This window comes from Streptomyces sp. NPDC013187 (assembly GCF_042899705.1).
In the GTDB taxonomy this organism is placed as follows: Bacteria; Actinomycetota; Actinomycetes; order Streptomycetales; family Streptomycetaceae; genus Streptomyces; species Streptomyces hawaiiensis_A.
In genome coordinates this window covers 196,926-212,874 of the sequence record NZ_JBIBAF010000001.1, presented here as the reverse complement: position 1 = coordinate 212,874, position 15,949 = coordinate 196,926, and the positions used below count along the sequence as shown (strand labels likewise).

Genomic DNA, 15,949 nt, shown 5'->3' with positions numbered 1-15,949 from the left:
GCGTCTTCGGCCCGCCCGTCAGCGCGCGGTGAACCCGCCGTCCACGGTCAGTACGGAGCCGGTCACCTGCCGGGAGTCGTCCGAGACCAGATAGACCACCGCGGCGGCGACGTCCTCCGGCTCGATCAGCGCGTTCATCGGCTGCGCCTCGGTGAACGTCTGCTCGTGCTCGCCCACCTGCACGTCCAGGGCGCGGGCGATCTCGGCGAGCATCCGGCCCTCGGCGGTCGCGTCGTCCCGCACCGAGCCGGGACAGACGGCGTTGACCCGCACCTTGGTGGGTGCGTAGTCGAGGGCGGCGGCCTTGGTCAGACCGATCAGGCCGTGCTTGGCGGCGACGTACCCGGCGAAGTGCCGGTAGCCGACGAGACCGGCCGTCGAGGAGACGTTGACGATGGAACCGGAGCGGCGGGCGCTCATTGCGCGGGCGACCGTACGCATCACCCGCCACGCCCCCGTCAGGTCGACGTCGAGCATCAGCGCCCACTCGTCCTCGGCGATGTCGTGCACCGGCTTGCCCGAGGGCGCCGCGATGCCCGCGTTGTTGACGACGGCGTCGATGCTGCCGAAGCGGTCCTCGGCGAGGGCCACGGCCGACTCCACGGAGGCCAGGTCGCGTACGTCGCAGGCCGCGGTGAGCACCGCGGCGCCGGCCTTGCGGCACAGCGTCGCGGTGTGTTCCAACTGCCCCTTGGTGCCCAGTGGATAGGGCACCCCGGCCAGGTCGCCGCACACGTCCAGCAGCGCGAGGGCGGCCCCCTCGGCGGCGCAGGCGAGCGCGGTGGCCCGGCCCAGGCCCCGGGCGGCGCCCGTGACCAGAACGGTCTTCCCGGTCAGACGCACTGTTCCTCCGCTGCCCGGTTCAGCTCCTCGGCGACGGTCCGGAGCAGCTCCGGTGCCGACCCGGTCAGGTACATGTGCCCACCGGACAGCTCCACGGCGCGGAAACCCGCGACCGTGGTGCGCGCCCACGCCTCGGCCTCCGCGCGGCTGACGAGAGTGTCGTCGGCACCGCGCACACTGGTGACGGGCACCGGCAGTGCCCGGTCGTCCGCCGGCCGGTACGACTCGTGCATCTCCACGTCCGCGCGGAGCGTGGGCAGGATCAGCTCACGCATCTCGGGGTCCTGGAGGGCCTCGTCGGTGTAGTCGGCGAACTCGTTGACGCGCTCCAGGAACGCGTCGTCGTCGAGTCCGGTGGCATGGCGGGCCCGTGGCTCGGCGGGGTGCGGCGAGCCGCTGGCGAACAGCCGCACGACCCGCACCTCGGGTGTTCCGACGAGGCGACGCGTCAGCTCGTAGGCGAGGACGGCGCCCAGGCTGTGGCCGAACAGTGCGACGCGGTGCGGGCGCGGGCCGCCGTCGAGCGTGGCGAGCAGATCGGTGACCAGCCCGTCGGCGGCGGTGCTCGCGTCCCGGTACGGCTCCTCGTCGATGAGCCGCTCCCGCCCCGGCAGCTGGAGCGGCAGGACGTCGAAGCCGTGCGGCTCGGCGAGACGCTGCCACGGACGGTAGAAGGAGGCGCCCGCGCCGGCGAAGGGCAGGCACACGAGCGAGATGCGGTCGGCCATGTCAGCGGTCCTGGGAGGTGTCGGCGGCCGGGCGGGTGCCGGCCGCGAGGCGGGCGTCGTAGGTGACGGGCAGCTTCACCAGGCCGCGGCTGGTCGAGTTGTCGAAGAGCCAGTCGATCTCGTCGGCCGGGACGGCGAGGCGCAGGCCCGGCAGCCGGCGCAGCAGGGTGGTGAAGGCGATGTTGCCCTCGACCCGGGAGAGCGGTGCGCCGACGCAGAAGTGCGGGCCCTGGCCGAACGCGAGGTGCCGGTTGGCGGTGCGCGTGATGTCGAGCTCGTCCGGCTTCTCGAAGGCGTCGGGGTCCCGGTTGGCGGAGCCCATCAGCAGGTGGACGAAGCTCTCCTTGGGAATGGGGCAGCCACCCAGCTCCATGTCCTCGGCGGCCACGCGGAGGGTTCCCCGGTAGACGGGGGACTCGAAGCGCAGGAACTCCTCGACGGCGGAATCGGCCAGCTCCGGCCGGGAGCGCAGGAGTTCGAGCTGGTCGGGGTGGGTGAGCAGCGCGTGGGTGCCGCTGCCTATGAGGTTGGCGGTGGTCTTGTGGCCCGCGATGATCAGCAGGACCAGGGTGGAGACCAGTTCGTCGTTGGTGAAGCGGTCCTCCTCGTCGGCGGCCCGCACCAGGATGCTGACCAGGTCGTCACCGAGGTTCGCGCGACGGTCGGCCAGGAGGTCGAGGAGGTAGCGCTCGATGTTCTCGCTGGCGTCCTTGAGCTTCTGGTTGGACTTTGCGTCGGGATACGGTGCGCCGCTGAGCCAGTTGCCCCAGGTGTGCAGCTGCGGCCGGTCCGCGACCGGGACGCCGAGGAACTCGCAGATGACCCGCATCGGCAGCGCGAAGGCGAACTCCATCAGGTTCACCTCGCCCTGCTCGGGAAAGGCGTCGATGAGCTCGTCGGTGATCTCCTGGACGCGCGGCCGCAGCAGCTCCATCCGGCGCGGGACGAAGGCGCGGCTGACGAGCTTGCGCAGCCGGGTGTGCTCCGGCGGATCGGCGGTCAGCATGTTGCGCACCAGGACCGGGCTGGAGTCCTTGACGAGGTCGCGGAACCACGCGGGGGCGTTGTCGACCTGCTTGGACAGCCGCGGGTCGCTGAACGCCTTGAGCACGGTCGTGTAGTCGGCGACGACGTAACCCTCGCCGCCCACCGGGTAGTTGATGGCGTGGACCGGGCAACCGCCGGCGCGCAGCGCGGCATTGGCGGTGTGCAGGTCGTTGCCCTCGGGGGCGGTGAAGAACTCGGGGGGAAGCTGTTCCTGGGTGCGGGGCAGCTCGGTGGTCATCGGGATTCTCCTTCCTTGTACGGGGCTGCGGGAGCCTCCTGGGAGTGGCCGCCCTCGGCGGGCGCGCCGGTGCCGGCGGTGTCCGTGTACGCCTCGGGGGGCGCGAGCCCGCGGATGCGCGGGCTGAGGGTGGGCAGGGCGGCGAGGCCGGAGATGACGGCCATGATGGTGAACACCCAGACCGGGCCGGCCTGGTCGAAGACGGTGCCGATGATGAACACACCGGCCGGGGCCGCGATCATCGACATGAACATCACCGCGCCGAGCACCCGGCCCTGCGCCTTGTCGGGGACCATCGCCGCGAGGTAGGCGAGGAACAGCGCGCTGGTGATCGGGCCGCGCAGGAACACGCAGGCGACGATGATGCCGAGCGGGACGAGCCCGGAGACGTTGGCCAGGAGGACGGCGGCGACGGGGCCGATCCAGGCGGCGGCCAGGAAGAGTTTCGCCGGCGCGACCTTCTTGATGACGGGCCCCGCGATCAGCGAGCCGGCCAGGCCGCCGAGGCCCGCGATGGACAGCAGGACGCCGGTGAACCCGGAGGAGGCGCCCCGGCTTTCGGCGGTGGCGATCAGGGCGAGGAACACACCGGAGTGGGTGAACGCCATGTTCGAACCCATGATCCAGACGATCAGCAGGCGCAGCACCGGCTGCCGGGCGAGGATGCGGAAGCCCTCGGCCGTGTTGCGCTTCTCGCCCGGGGTGAACTGCTCCACCTTCATCGGCTTGCGGATGAACAGCAGCAGCACGGTGGAGACGAGGAAGCCGATCGCCGAGCTCAGGAACGGAAACGCGCGGGCCACCCCGAACAGGAAGCCGCCGACGGGCGGGCCCCCCATGGTCGCGGCGAAGTACCGGATCTGGTTCTGGGCCGTGGCCTGGGTCAGCTGGGACGGCGGAACGAGCTGCTTGATGGCGGCGAGCCCCGTCGGGTTGGAGATGCCCAGGCAGGCGGCCGAGCCGACGGCGATGGCGAACACGAGGGCGGGCTGTGTCTGGTCGGCGAAGATCAGCACACTGAACAGGCCGAGCAGAGCGACCCGGACCAGGTTGCAGATGATCATCAGCAGCCGGCGGTCCATCCGGTCGGCGAGTGTGCCGCCGGGGATGGACAACAGGCTGGTGGTGATGAGCTGGGCCGAGCCGACGGCTCCCGCGTAGAAGGCCGAACCCGTCGTGGTGAGGATGAGCAGCGGATACGCGACCTCCGCCGTTTCCTTGGCGAGCGCGGCGAACGCCTCACTGGTCCACAGTGCCTGGAAGTCGCGATTGCGCAGCAGCGGCTTCTCGGCGTCCTGGGGTTTGTCGTTGCCCCCGGCGGCGTCGGCGTCCTGCGGTGCCGGGTCCTCGGACTCGGTGCCGGGAGGTGTCTGCGAGACGGTCAAGAGTCGTTCCTCTCCTTGTGCGGTGGCCCGGACCGGGTGTCCGGGCGGAGTGCCTCGCCGATGCGTGCGGCCAGGTCGTCGACGTACGGCGGTTTCAACATCGACCAGTGGTCGCCGCCCACCGCCGTCACCCGCAGTCCTGCCGGGTAGAGGCCCGCGAGGCGGCGGGCGAGCCGGCCGGCCGCCGCGGGGTCCGTCTCCGCCTTGAAGAGGACGGCCGGACAGTTGACCCGGCGCGGCCGGTGGGCCAGTACGGCGGCCTGGCCCGCGAGGAACCGCCGTCGCGCCTCGGGACTGCGGCGGTGCACTCCGGCCAGGGGCCCGACGCCGAGCAGCGTGTCGAGGCCGGCCTTCAGCCCGCCGAGCATGAAGCGGGGGGCCGCGGCGACCGGCAGCGGGTGGGTGTCGGGCACGTATCCGTCCAGCGAGACCAGCAGGTCGACCTCGTGTCCGCGCAGGGCGAGCAGCCGGGCGGTCTCGTGCGCGACCACCGCGCCGAAGGACCATCCGCCGAGGGTGAACGGGCCGGTGGGCTGGGCCCGCAGCAGGTTCCGCAGGTGCGTGGCGGCGAGGGACCCGACCGAGCGGTGCCCCTCCCGGTCGTCGTGGGCCGACTGCTCCAGGGCCAGGACCGGCCGGTCGCCTTCGAGTGCCAGCCGCGCGGCCAGGGCCCGGTAGGGCAGGGCGTTGCCGAGGGCGTCCGCGACGAGGAAGAAGGGCCGCCCGGAGCCCTCCCGCAGGGTGGCCACGCCCGGCAGGGGGGAGGCCGCGCCGGCCCGGTCGCCGAGCCCGCGCTCCACCAGCTCGACGAGTCCGCCGAAGGTCGCCTTCAGCATGAAGTCGGTGACGGACACCTCCACTCCCACCCGCTCGCGGACGGCGGTGGTGAGCGCGAGGGCGAGCAGCGACTCACCCCCGAGGCCGAAGAAGTCGTCCGGGTCGGCGGCGATGGTGACGCCGAGGGTCCGGCACCAGGCCTCTTCCAGGAGTGCCCGCACGGATCGCTCCGTCCGGGGGGCCGGGGGCGCGGCTGTGTCATGGGGGGCCGGGGGGACGGCCGCGGCGGCCGGTGCCCGTTCCCCTCGGGGTGCCGCCGGTTCCGGGTCCGGGTCCTCGCCCAGGAACGGGTGCGCGGGCAGCGAGCAGCGCGGCGGCCGGTCACCTGGATCGCCGTGCCGGCTGTCCAGGACGGTGTCGAGGGCGCGGTCCACGCCCAGTTCCCAGAGGGCGCCGATCGCGTCGAGGAGTCCGGCCTCCTGGCCGTCCGGCCGGCCGGGGGCGAGCCGGACGGTCCGGTGGGCGGGGTCCCAGCCGGGTGCGGCCCGCAGCGAGCCGGTCATCGACCCGCCGGGACCCAGCTCCAGGTAGGTGGTGCAGCCGGAGCCGAGCAGCGTGGCCGTACAGGCGTCCAGGCGGACCGGCTCGCGCAGATGCGCCGCCCACTGCTCCGGGCTGACCGCGGCCTGCGGGTCGGCCCACCGGCCGGTGGTGTTGCTGATGTACGGCAGCCGGGGCGGGCGGGCGGGCATCGACGACAGATGGTCCCGCACCGCCTCGGCTGCCGGGTTCATGGCCGGCGTGTGGAAGGCCCGCCGGGTGTGGACCGCGGTGACGCGCAGCCCGCAGAGGGCGTCCCCCGCGACGAGGAGGTCCATTTCCGCCTCGCCGCCGGCGAGAACGGCGGACCCGTTGCCGCGTACCGCGACGGTGACGCCGCAGTCCTCCGGCAGCAGGGCTTCGACGTCCTCGGGCGAGGCGTGGACGACGATCATGCGGCCGGGGGCGGCGTCGCGCATCGCGCGGGCCCGGGCGTGGACGAGGCCGACCGCCTCGGGCAGGGACCACACGCCGGCGAGGGCCGCGGCGGTGTACTCGCCGATGCTGTTCCCGAGCATGGCGTGCGGGGTGACCCCCCAGGCCGCGAGCTGACGGCCGAAGGAGTAGCCGAGGGCGAACAGGCCGAGCTGCTGGTGGACCGTGTCGGAGAACCAGTCGGCCGTGTCCTCGCCCGCCTCGCCCGGGGTGACCACGGGCCCCAGGTCCACGCCGCAGTCGTCGGCCGCGGTCTTGCGGATCTCCTCGAACGCGGCCCGGAACTCCGGCAGCAGACGGTGCGCGGCCTCGCCTGCCGCCTCCTTGAGCACACCCTGGCCGGGGAAGAGGAAGGCGACCTTACCCAGCCGCCCGGGGGAGCCGAGCCGTTCGGCCGCGCCGTGCGCCGCGCGCAGCGCCTCGACGGCGTGCTCGGAGTCCCGGACGACCACGGCCTGCCGGTGCCGGTGGAGGCGGCGCCCGGCCAGGGTCCGGGCGGCCCCGGCCGGATCGGGGCCGTCCGCGCCGTCGCGGAAACGCTCCTCCAGTGCCGAGCCGAGCCGGGCGAGCGCCGCCGGGGTGTGCCCCGTCAGCGGCAGCACCTGCGGGCGGGCCGTACGCGCGGGGCGCGGGACGGCGGGTGCCTCGGTGAGGACGACGTGCGCGTTGGTGCCGCCGACGCCGAACGAGCTGACCGCGCCGGCCCGCTCCGCCCGGCCCTCGCGCGGCGCCCACGGCTCGAGCCCGGTCGCCACCCGGAACGGTGAGCCGTCCAGTTCGAGCAGCGGGTTGGGAGTCGTGTAGTGCGCCGTCGGGACGATCTCGCGGTGCTCCAGCAGGAGAGCCGTCTTGATCAGACCCGTGACGCCCGCGGCCGCACCGGTGTGACCGATGTTGCCCTTCACGGCGCCGAGCACACAACGGCCGGTCTCCCCGCGGGCCGGCCCGAACACCTCCGTCAGCGCCTGCACTTCGATGGGGTCGCCGAGCCGGGTGGCGGTCCCGTGCGCTTCCACGTGGCCCACTGCCGCGGCGGGAATCCCCGCGTCCTGAAGGGCGTCCCGGATCACCTCGCTCTGCCCGGCCGCGGAGGGCGCGGTGTACGCCATCTTGTCCGCGCCGTCGTTGTTGACGGCCGTTCCGGCGATGACGGCGGCGATCCTGTCGCCGTCGCGCACGGCGTCGGCGAGCCGCTTGAGCACGACGACACCGACGCCCTCGCTGGGCACGGTGCCCGCGGACCGCGCGTCGAACGGGCGGCAGTACCCGTCCGGCGCGAGGATCCCGCCCGGTTCGAAGAGGTAGCCCCACTCGCCGTGCGGCATCACCGTGACCCCGCCGGCCAGAGCGGCGTCGCACTCGCCTCCGCGCAGTGCCCGCACCGCCAGGTGCACGGCCGTCAGGGAGGTCGAACAGGCCGTCTGCACGGTGATCGCGGGACCGCGCAGCCCCAGTTTGTACGCCACCCGGGTGGCGACGAAGTCCTTCTCCCGCCCGATGTACCGGGCCAGTTCACCCAGCGCGGCATCGTCCCGGCCGGGCCCCGAGCGGTCGGCACCGGCGTACACGCCGATCCGTCCCCGGAACCGGGCGGGGTCGAGGCCCGCGTCGTCGACCGCCGTGGCCGCGCACTCCAGGAAGACCCGCTGCTGGGGGTCCATCGCCGCCGCCTCCGCCCGGCTGTACCGGAAGAAGGACCAGTCGAAGCGGCGGGAGTCCTCGATGACGCCCATGGCCGGTACGAAGTTCTCCCGGCCCACGTAGGCGGGATCCACCCCGCGCCGGTGCAGCTCCTCACGGGTGGGGCGGCTGATGCCGTCCCGGCCCGCCCGGATCAGCGACCGGAACGCCCGGACATCGGGCGCGCCGGGCAGCCGGCAGGCCATGCCGACGACGGCGACGGCGTGCTCACCGGAGGGGGAGGAGGACACGGCAGGGAGGGACATGTCAGGCTTCTCCGCCCAGGTCGACGTAGAGGTGGTCAAGACCGACGTAGCTGAGGTTGGGGCCCCACACGGCGGCCTCGTCGGACAGCCGGGCCTTCGGGAACCGCCGCGCGAGGCTGCGTAGCAGGACCGCCGCTTCCATACGGGCCAGCGGGGCGCCGACGCAGTAGTGCGGCCCGTAGCCGAAGACGAGATTCCGGTCGGTGACCTCGTCGGTGGCCGTCTCCGCAGGGGCGGACGCGCCCGTGACCGGGCACACCGCGTCGGGCGCGGCCTCGTCGAGCGGCCCCTGCCCGGTGAGGCTCACCAGGACCAGGTCGCCCGTGCGCAGCCGGGCTCCGGCGATCTCCTGGTCGTGGGCGACGACGCGCCCCAGGTGCCGCAGCGGGGGCCGGCGCACCAGCACGGACTCCACCAGGTTCTCGACCACGCCGGGCCGGTCCGCCCGTACCGCCTCCCACAGCTCCCGGTCGCCGAGCGCCGTGAGCACGGTGGAGCCGAGCAGCGAGGCGGTGGTCTCCAGGCCGCCGAAGAGGCACATCGCCCAGGTCGCGTTGGTGCGCGCCCTGTCCTCGGGCGTGCCGGTGGGGAAGTCCGCCAGGGCTCGCGCCCCGGCGAGCGCCTCGGTCATCTCCACCATGACCCGCTGCGCCGCCCGGGCGTGGTCGCGCCGGTACATGGCACCGATGAATAGCGACAGGGTCCGCGACCATTCGTGCAGCACCGGCGGTGGTACGTCGACGCCGACGACGTGCGCCATCACCTCGCCGGAGATGCCCTCGGCCACGGCCGGCATCACGTCACAGGGACGTGTGGCCGCGAGCCGGGTCAGGCACTCCTCCGTGATCTCCTGCACGCGGGGCGTGAGAGACCGTACGTACGAGGCGGACAGCATCCGCTGGACGGGGCGCCGCAGCGCCGTGTGCTCGGGGGCGTCGGCCTGGACGAACCAGAGCCGCAGGAACTCCGTGAGCTCGCGGTACTCGGCGCGGGTCGCGTCCGCCATGTACAGCTGGAAGGAGCGCTCGAAGGTCCCTGAGGCGAATCCGGGGTGGTTGAGGACCTGCCGGGCCAGGCGCGGGTCGGCCACGACCCAGCACTCCAGCCCCTCGTCCCACTCCGGTGCCCGCACGCCGTCCGCCAGGGACAGCGGCGGGACCGGCGCCGCGGTACGGGCCATCAGACCGCGGCCTTCTCGACGAGCGCGCGCAGCCCGGCGGGCGTGGGGGACAGCAGGAAGTCCCGCAGCCGGACGGACACCCCCAGCTCCTGCTTGACCTGGCGCATGAGGCGGACCGCGCCGAGGGAGTTGCCACCGATCACGAAGAAGTCGGTGTCCTCGGTGATGCCCGTGACCGGTTCCGGCGCCTCGATGACGGCGGCGAACAGCGCGGCGATGCCTTCGAGGCTGACAACGGCAGGCGCCTCGGCCACGGTCCCGGGAGCGGTCCCGGCAGCGGTCCCGGCCACGGCCTTCGGCTCTGCCCCGGTGACGGTCACGGCCGAGGTCTGCTTCGCCGGCCCCGCGAGCGCGGCCAGTGCGCGCCGGTCCACCTTGCCGTTGGCGGTGACGGGCAGCCGGTCCACCACGGCCCACAGCGCCGGGACCATGTAGGACGGCAGCCGCTCGGTCAGCAGGTCGCGCAGCCCGGCCGTGCCGACGGCCGCACCGGGGGCCGGGACGACGGCGGCGACGAGCCGCTTCTCGGCGCTGTCGCCCTCGCTGACGACGACCACGGCGTCCTGCACCCCGGGATGCCCGGCGAGTACGTCGCTGATCGCACTCAGCTCGATCCGGTACCCGCGCAGTTTGACCTGGTCGTCGGCGCGGCCGAGGAAGCGCACCCGGCCCCGGCTGTCGATACGCACCAGGTCGCCCGTGCGGTACAGCCGCTCGGGTACGTCCGGTGACAGGTGCCCGAACACGCGGGCCGTCTCCGGCTCGTCGCCCAGGTAGCCGTCGGCGAGGCCCTCACCGCCGGTGTACAGCTCACCCACGGCACCGGGCGGAAGCAGCCGGCGGCGCCCGTCCAGGACGTACACGCGCGTGCCGGGGACGGGGCGGCCGATGGGCAGCGGCCCGTCCACGTCCTCCGGGCGTGCCACCGAGTGGGTGGTGGTGAAGGTGGTGTTCTCGGTGGGGCCGTAGCCGTTGGTGACGACCAGTCCGGGGTGCCGGGCCAGGACCCGCGCGGTGTGCTCGTGGGGTACCACGTCTCCGCCGGTGAGGAGCTGGCGCAGGCTGCCGAGCGAGTCCGAGGCGAACTCCTCGACGAGCCGGAAGAGCCCGGCGGTCAGCCATGCCACGGTGACCCCCCGCTCCCGCAGGAAGGCGCCCAGCTCGGTCGGCGACGCCAGTCCGGCCGGATGCACCTCCAGGGTCGCGCCGGTCAGCAGCGCGCCCCACAGTTCGAGGGTGGAGGCGTCGAAGGACAGCGGGGACAGCCGCAGCATCCGCTCGCCCTCGCCTAGCCTCACGTAACCCGCCTCGTGGACCAGGCGGATCACCGCGCGGTGCGGGACGCCGACGCCCTTGGGACGGCCGGTCGAGCCGGAGGTGAAGGCGACGTACGCGAGGCGGGCCGGGTCCTCGGGCGGTGCGGGCACCGTCCGCGGGTCGGCGGGCCGCCAGTCGGGTTCCCAGATCGGCACGGCCGGGGCGCCGAGCTCCGCGAACCGGCGCGCGGCCGGTGAGCCGACGGGCCCCGTCAGCGCGGCGCTGGGCCGGGCCCGCTCCACGATCCGCGCGAGGTGGCTGTCCGGCTGCGCCGGGTCGATCCCCACATACGCGGCCGACGCCCACTGCACACCGAGCACGGCGACGGTCTCGGCCACCGACCGCTCCACGCCCACGAGCACCCGGTCGCCCGGTTCGACTCCGGCGGCGATCAGCAGGCGGGCCTGCTCGGCGGCGGCAGCGGCGAGTTCGCTGTAGGTGAGGGCCTGATGCGCGTCGCGGACCGCGATGGTGTCGGGGTGACGCGCAGCGGTCTCGCGGAACAGCGCGTCGAGGGACGTCCGCGGGAAGTCCCGGCCGGTTTCGTTGATCTCGTCGAGCAGCTGGTGTCCCTCGGCGGAGATGCAGCGGATGTCCTCGAGGCGGGCCTCGGGCGCGGCGCTGATCCGCTCGACGGTCGCGAGGAAATCGGAGACGAAGGACTGGGCCTCGGCCTCGTGCCACACGCCGGTCGCGTATTCGAGGTGGCCGGCGAACGAGGGGTTCGCCCGGCCGATCAGCATGGTCAGATCGAACTGCGAGCCGCCACCGTGCCCTTCCTCGACCTGGATCCGCACCGGTCCGGCGCTGAGCTCGCTCGGCACCAGCTGGTCGTGCATGCCGAAGCAGACCTGGACGAGCGGGTGGCAGCCGAGGCTCCGCTCGATGCCGAGACGGGCGACGATCTCCTCGAACGGCAGGTCTCCGGCGTCGATGGCGGCACCGAGATTGCGGTGCACCCCCCGGAGGAACGCGGCGACGTCGAGGTCGTCGTCCACGTCGATCAGAAGGGGTACGAGATTGCCCGTGACGGCGACGAGCCGACGCAGCTCGGAGCTGCCGCGGCCGAGCAGCGGGACGCCGACCAGGAGGCGGCGGTTGCCGGTGCGCCGGGCCAGGCAGAGGCCGAAAGCGCCGAGGAGCAGGGAGTACGGGGTGATGCCGAGAGCCTGCGCCCGGCGGCTCACCTGGTCGGTGGTGTCCGGGCCGAGGTCGAGGCCGAGGCGGTCGCCGGCACCGTCCTGGAGGGGGGGACGCTGCCGGTCGGCGGGGAGTTCGAGGACGCTGGGGACGCCGGCGAGGTGCTGCTTCCAGAACTCGGTCTGCTCGTCCCAGACGCCTCGGGCGCGGGCCTCCTCCTGGTGCCGGCGGAGGGCGGAGAGCGGGCTGCCGAGGCTCTGGGCGGCTCGTTCGCACTCGGCCTTCGACTCGGCGTAACCGTCGAATATCTCGCGCAGCAGGTAGCCCACGGCGAACCCGTCCAGGACCATGTGGTGCGCGGTCAGCACCAGGGCGGAGCGGTCGTCGGCAGGGTCGGCCGGGGTGAAGTGGGCGAACCGGTAGGCGGGAGCGGCGGCCAGGTCGAAGGGCTCGCGGCCCAGTTCGGTGCCGCGGCGCCGAACGTGACCCTCGAAGGTCTCGGTCGGGTCGTCGTGGACGTACTCGACGACGTCCGGTGCGTGGACGGGGAGGACCTCCTGCACCACGTCGTCGCCGGACTCGCGGAAGACGACCCGCAGTCCCTCGTGGCGTGCGGCGGTGGCCGCGAGGGCCTTGGCCAGGATGCCGGGGTCGAGCCGGCCGCCGCGGCTGAAGCACCGGAACACCAGGTTGTACGGGGAGCCCCCGGCCACCTTCTCGATCAGCCACATACCGCGCTGGGCGGGAGTGAGCGCCTGTTCGGTGTCGGGGCCGGACGGGGACGCCGGTGCCGCCTCGGTCGCCGTGGCCACGGGGGTGGCGGCGGCGAGGACCTCGGTGAGCGGGGCGTCACCGAGCAGCTCCATGATCGGGACGCGCAGTCCCAGGCGCTCCTGGAGCACGCCGGCCAGGCGCATGGCACGCAGCGAGTCGCCGCCGAGCGCGATGAAACTCGCGTCGCCGAACGCGTCCGGGCCGTCCGGTATCTCCATGACCTCGGCGGCCAGTGCTCCGGCCGTCATCGGTCACCACCCGCGGACCCGGCGGCCGATGCGGCGGCGCCCGCGATGAGTTCGGCCTGGCCGCTGACGGTCGGCGAGCGGAACAGGTCCATGGTCCGGACCTCTCGGCCCGATACCTGGCCGAGCCGCTCCACGAGGAGCACGAGAAGCAGGGAATCGCCGCCGGCCTCGAAGAAGCTGACGTCGTCGGCGAACTCGTCGGTGCCCAGGACCTCGCTCCACACGGAGCGGACGAGTTCGAGGCGGGCCGCCGGGTCGTCCAGGTCGGCGGGGGCGGCGGTGGGGCGTACGGACTCTTCGAGCACGGGATTCTCCGGAGATGTGGCCAGGCCCGCGGCGCTGCGCCGCAGATCGTGAAGGAAGCGCGAGACGTCGGTGTGGCCGAAGACGTTGACGGGGTAGTCGAGCGAGAGGGCGAGTCGCCGTCCCCCCGCCGTGTCCTCCAGCCGGACGAACATCGCCAGGTCGTACTTGACGAACATCGGGTCGAGCGGGCGGAGCCGGCCCGTGACGTCCGGGGTGAGCTCCAGGGACCGCGGCGCCTCGTCGAGGTTGACGAGGACCGGCGACAGCGGCGGCCACAGCGCGTTGCGGTCGGGGTTGAGGGCGGCGGAGACGGCATCGAGGGGGACGTCGCTGTCGACGAACGCCTCCATGCCGCTCACGCGCACCCCGCTGAGCAGGTCGCGCCAGGTGTCATCCGGGCCGACGGTGACGCGCAGCACGACCGTGGTCATGAACATCCCGATCACGTCCGCGGTGGCGGGATCGTCCCGTCCGGGCCAGGCGAAGGCGATGAGGAAGTCACGCTGTGACCCGGTACGGGCGAGGGTGCCGGCGAGCAGGGCGACCCCGACCATGAAGGGGGTGCACCCCTCCTGCGCGGCAACCGCCATCGCCTTCTCGGTGGTCTCCTCGTCGAGAGCCGTCGCCAGGGTGGCGCCGAGCAGGGACTCCTCGCCCTCGCAGGGTGTGCGGGTGAACGGCAGCCGGACCTCGGGGGGTGCGCCGCGGAGCCGGCCGACGACGTCGGCGACCTGCTCCTCGATTTCTTCGGGGGTACGCTCCGCCGTCACCGTCGCCGGGTGCGGCGGGTCGCTCGGTTCCGGCTCCACGCCGTCGAGTCCGGCGCGGTAGAGGGAGCGGATCTCGTCGAGGAGCATGCCGCGCGAGACCCCGTCGAAGACGATGTGATGCACGTTGAGGACGAGGAGCGTGCGCTCCGGGCCGAGGCGGATGATCTCGGCGCGAGCGGGCGCGTCCCGGCCCAGGTCGAAGGGCGCGCCGCTCAGGGTCCGTACGCGGTGGTCGACGTCGTCCTCGCTCCACCCCTCGGCGGTGGCGTCGCGCAGTCCGGGCTCGGCGGGCGGCCCGTCGGTGTGGTACTCGACCCGGCGGCGCTTGATGTCGAGCCGGAAGCGGGCCCGTAGCGAGGGGTGCCGCGCGAGTGCCTTCCGAACGGACGAGACCAGCACCTCGTGGTCGACCGGACCGGTGAACTCCACAACGGTGGGTACCAGTTGGGTGGGCCGCAGCAGCGCGTCGCGGTCCAGGACCCACATACCTTGCTGGACCCGGGTGGCCGGATACCAGGTGTGGCCGTCGGGTGACGCACCGTTCGGCGTTTCGGGCAGCACGAAGCGACCTCCGAAATCTGTGGGAAGTGGGGTGACATGCGGCGTACCGGAGCCGCCGCGTGGATCGCCGCTCCGGGGATCAGGGCGGGGCGGGCCGGCCGGTGTGCGCCGGGATCAGTGCCGGACTGCCGGGAAGGGCAGCCCCGGGACGGAGAAGGACGGGCCCGGGATCAGCCCCACTGCGAGTCGTCCTCGCCGGCGCCGGCGCCGGGGGCGGGGGTGCTGCCCCACTGGGAGTCGGCCAGCACGGCCTGGCCGGCGGGGGCCTGGGCGGCCGGGGTCTGGGCGGCGCTGACGCCGATGAAGGCCGCGCCCACGAGGGCAAGCGTGCCGAGTATGTGTCTGAGAACGTTCCTGTTCATCTGTCCCCCATTGTTTTGCTTCTGCGAGAGATCCGGACATCTGCGGAACAGAACCCGGCTCGGGCTCCTCCGGTGTCCGGGGCTGTGGCGGTTGTGCGGCAGAGCTGTGGTGGTTCCCCGTCGGAAGCATGCACCTATCGGCGTGCAAGGTCATCGAGGATCGAGCAGGATGATCCCGCATTGCTGAAACCAGCAGGGGGAAATATGTGCACAACTGTGGACAACGAGGCGGAGGATCGCGATGGCGTCCTCTGTGACGAGGGGCTCCAGTACTACGCGGACGCCCTTCGCGGCCGGCCCCCCGCCACCGAGTGCCCTTCATGTCTGCTGGACCTGGGGCTCGTCCAGCGGTTGCCCGACGGCAGCCTGGCCGCCATCCCGCCACGCCTGGCGGCCGGTGCCCGGCTGGACCATCTCGAACACGTCATCGAGGAGAAGCGGACCGCCCTCGCGACCCTGCGTTCCTCCGTCAACCGGGCCCAGGACGTCTACCTGGAGAGCTACGGCAAGGGCGAGTCGCACCTGATCCGCGCGGTGCGGGGGCAGGAGGCCATCAGCGCCACCCTGTCGGCGGCCGTGCACGCCTGCCAGCAGGAGCTGCTGACCGCTCAGCCCGGCGGCGGCCGCCCCCAGGAACTGCTCGACAAGGCGCTCGAGAGCGATCTGGAGGCGATCGGACGAGGGGTGCGGCAGCGCACGATCTACCAGCACACGATCCGCACCCACCAGCCAACGCTCACCTACGCCGAGCGCATCTCGCAGGCGGGCGGCGAAGTGCGCACCCTGGACGAGGTGTTCGACCGGCTGATCGTCTGCGACCGGAAGGTCGCGTTCATCCCCGACCCCGGCGCGGAACGCCGTGACACGGCACTCGCGGTCGAACATCCCGGGGTGGTGCGCTACCTGGTGGGACTCTTCGACCACGCCTGGCAGCGGGCCCAGCCCCTGCGGAAGTTCCCCAGCAGCCGGCTCCCTCCGCTCCTCACCGACGAGGTGCGGCGCACGATCCTGCGGCACATGGTCAACGGCCACACGGACGAGGCGATAGCGAGCCGTCTCGGCATGAGTCCGCGCAGCGTCTCCAACCACATGCGCTGGGCCGCCGAACTGTTCGGCAGCCGCAGCCGGGCCCAACTGGCCTATCTCATAGGCAAGAGCGGCTTCCTGGACACCGTGCCGGACTGACGGCGCCATGGGATCCGGTTCGGGCTTCACCTTCCCGTCGGCGTCATGTACGTTGTGGCGGAAGCATCTTCAGGCCCGGCCGTCCATCGGCCGTCGCACCGCGCAGA

Annotated in this window: 10 protein-coding genes; 1 reads left to right on the top strand and 9 read right to left on the bottom strand. The window is 73.1% G+C overall.

The annotated features are described in order from the left end of the window. Positions 1–18 precede the first annotated feature (18 nt). The 9 genes from ACFY5B_RS01015 to ACFY5B_RS00975 all read right to left on the bottom strand — a co-directional run bounded on the left by ACFY5B_RS01015 (position 19) and on the right by ACFY5B_RS00975 (position 14,657). Positions 19–843, bottom strand: coding sequence for an SDR family oxidoreductase (locus ACFY5B_RS01015; protein ID WP_389962679.1), 825 nt, complete (start codon positions 841–843; stop codon positions 19–21). Beyond that, complete coding sequence (locus tag ACFY5B_RS01010; protein WP_389962677.1) at positions 834–1,571, bottom strand: thioesterase II family protein; 738 nt, start codon at positions 1,569–1,571, stop codon at positions 834–836. Before ACFY5B_RS01010 ends, ACFY5B_RS01015 begins: the two co-directional genes overlap by 10 nt. Position 1,572: 1 nt before the next feature. Beyond that, entirely contained in the window at positions 1,573–2,856 is a 1,284-nt protein-coding gene (locus ACFY5B_RS01005) for a cytochrome P450 (protein WP_389962674.1), read from the bottom strand. Next, a complete protein-coding gene (locus ACFY5B_RS01000; protein ID WP_389962671.1) occupies positions 2,853–4,241 on the bottom strand; it encodes an MFS transporter in 1,389 nt (462 codons plus the stop codon). Before ACFY5B_RS01000 ends, ACFY5B_RS01005 begins: the two co-directional genes overlap by 4 nt. Beyond that, on the bottom strand, positions 4,238–7,999 hold the full coding sequence (locus ACFY5B_RS00995; protein WP_389962668.1) for a type I polyketide synthase: 3,762 nt from the start codon (positions 7,997–7,999) through the stop codon (positions 4,238–4,240). The genes ACFY5B_RS01000 and ACFY5B_RS00995 overlap by 4 nt, the downstream gene beginning before the upstream one ends. A gap of 1 nt (position 8,000) precedes the next feature. Further along, on the bottom strand, positions 8,001–9,179 hold the full coding sequence (locus ACFY5B_RS00990; RefSeq protein WP_389962666.1) for a cytochrome P450: 1,179 nt from the start codon (positions 9,177–9,179) through the stop codon (positions 8,001–8,003). Further along, the gene (locus ACFY5B_RS00985; RefSeq protein ID WP_389962663.1) at positions 9,179–12,658 is read right to left on the bottom strand and encodes an amino acid adenylation domain-containing protein; all 3,480 of its coding nucleotides are present in this window, start codon (positions 12,656–12,658) and stop codon (positions 9,179–9,181) included. The genes ACFY5B_RS00990 and ACFY5B_RS00985 overlap by 1 nt, the downstream gene beginning before the upstream one ends. Next, on the bottom strand, positions 12,655–14,295 hold the full coding sequence (locus ACFY5B_RS00980) for a condensation domain-containing protein (protein WP_389962660.1): 1,641 nt from the start codon (positions 14,293–14,295) through the stop codon (positions 12,655–12,657). Before ACFY5B_RS00980 ends, ACFY5B_RS00985 begins: the two co-directional genes overlap by 4 nt. Before the next feature lie 170 nt (positions 14,296–14,465). Next, the gene (locus tag ACFY5B_RS00975) at positions 14,466–14,657 is read right to left on the bottom strand and encodes a hypothetical protein (protein WP_389962657.1); all 192 of its coding nucleotides are present in this window, start codon (positions 14,655–14,657) and stop codon (positions 14,466–14,468) included. 204 nt (positions 14,658–14,861) lie between these two features. Between ACFY5B_RS00975 and ACFY5B_RS00970 the strand changes: the two genes are divergently transcribed. Further along, complete coding sequence (locus ACFY5B_RS00970) at positions 14,862–15,842, top strand: LuxR C-terminal-related transcriptional regulator (protein ID WP_389962654.1); 981 nt, start codon at positions 14,862–14,864, stop codon at positions 15,840–15,842. Positions 15,843–15,949: the final 107 nt, after the last annotated feature.

Excerpts from the sequence above, each read along its gene's own strand:
- ACFY5B_RS01010 (WP_389962677.1), bottom strand. The coding sequence starts at position 1,571 with ATGGCCGACCGCATCTCGCTCGTGTGCCTGCCCTTCGCCGGCGCGGGC.
- ACFY5B_RS01005 (WP_389962674.1), bottom strand. The coding sequence starts at position 2,856 with ATGACCACCGAGCTGCCCCGCACCCAGGAACAGCTTCCCCCCGAGTTC.
- ACFY5B_RS00995 (WP_389962668.1), bottom strand. The coding sequence starts at position 7,999 with ATGTCCCTCCCTGCCGTGTCCTCCTCCCCCTCCGGTGAGCACGCCGTC.
- ACFY5B_RS00990 (WP_389962666.1), bottom strand. The coding sequence starts at position 9,179 with ATGGCCCGTACCGCGGCGCCGGTCCCGCCGCTGTCCCTGGCGGACGGC.
- ACFY5B_RS00985 (WP_389962663.1), bottom strand. The coding sequence starts at position 12,658 with ATGACGGCCGGAGCACTGGCCGCCGAGGTCATGGAGATACCGGACGGC.
- ACFY5B_RS00975 (WP_389962657.1), bottom strand. The coding sequence starts at position 14,657 with ATGAACAGGAACGTTCTCAGACACATACTCGGCACGCTTGCCCTCGTG.
- ACFY5B_RS00970 (WP_389962654.1), top strand. The coding sequence starts at position 14,862 with ATGTGCACAACTGTGGACAACGAGGCGGAGGATCGCGATGGCGTCCTC.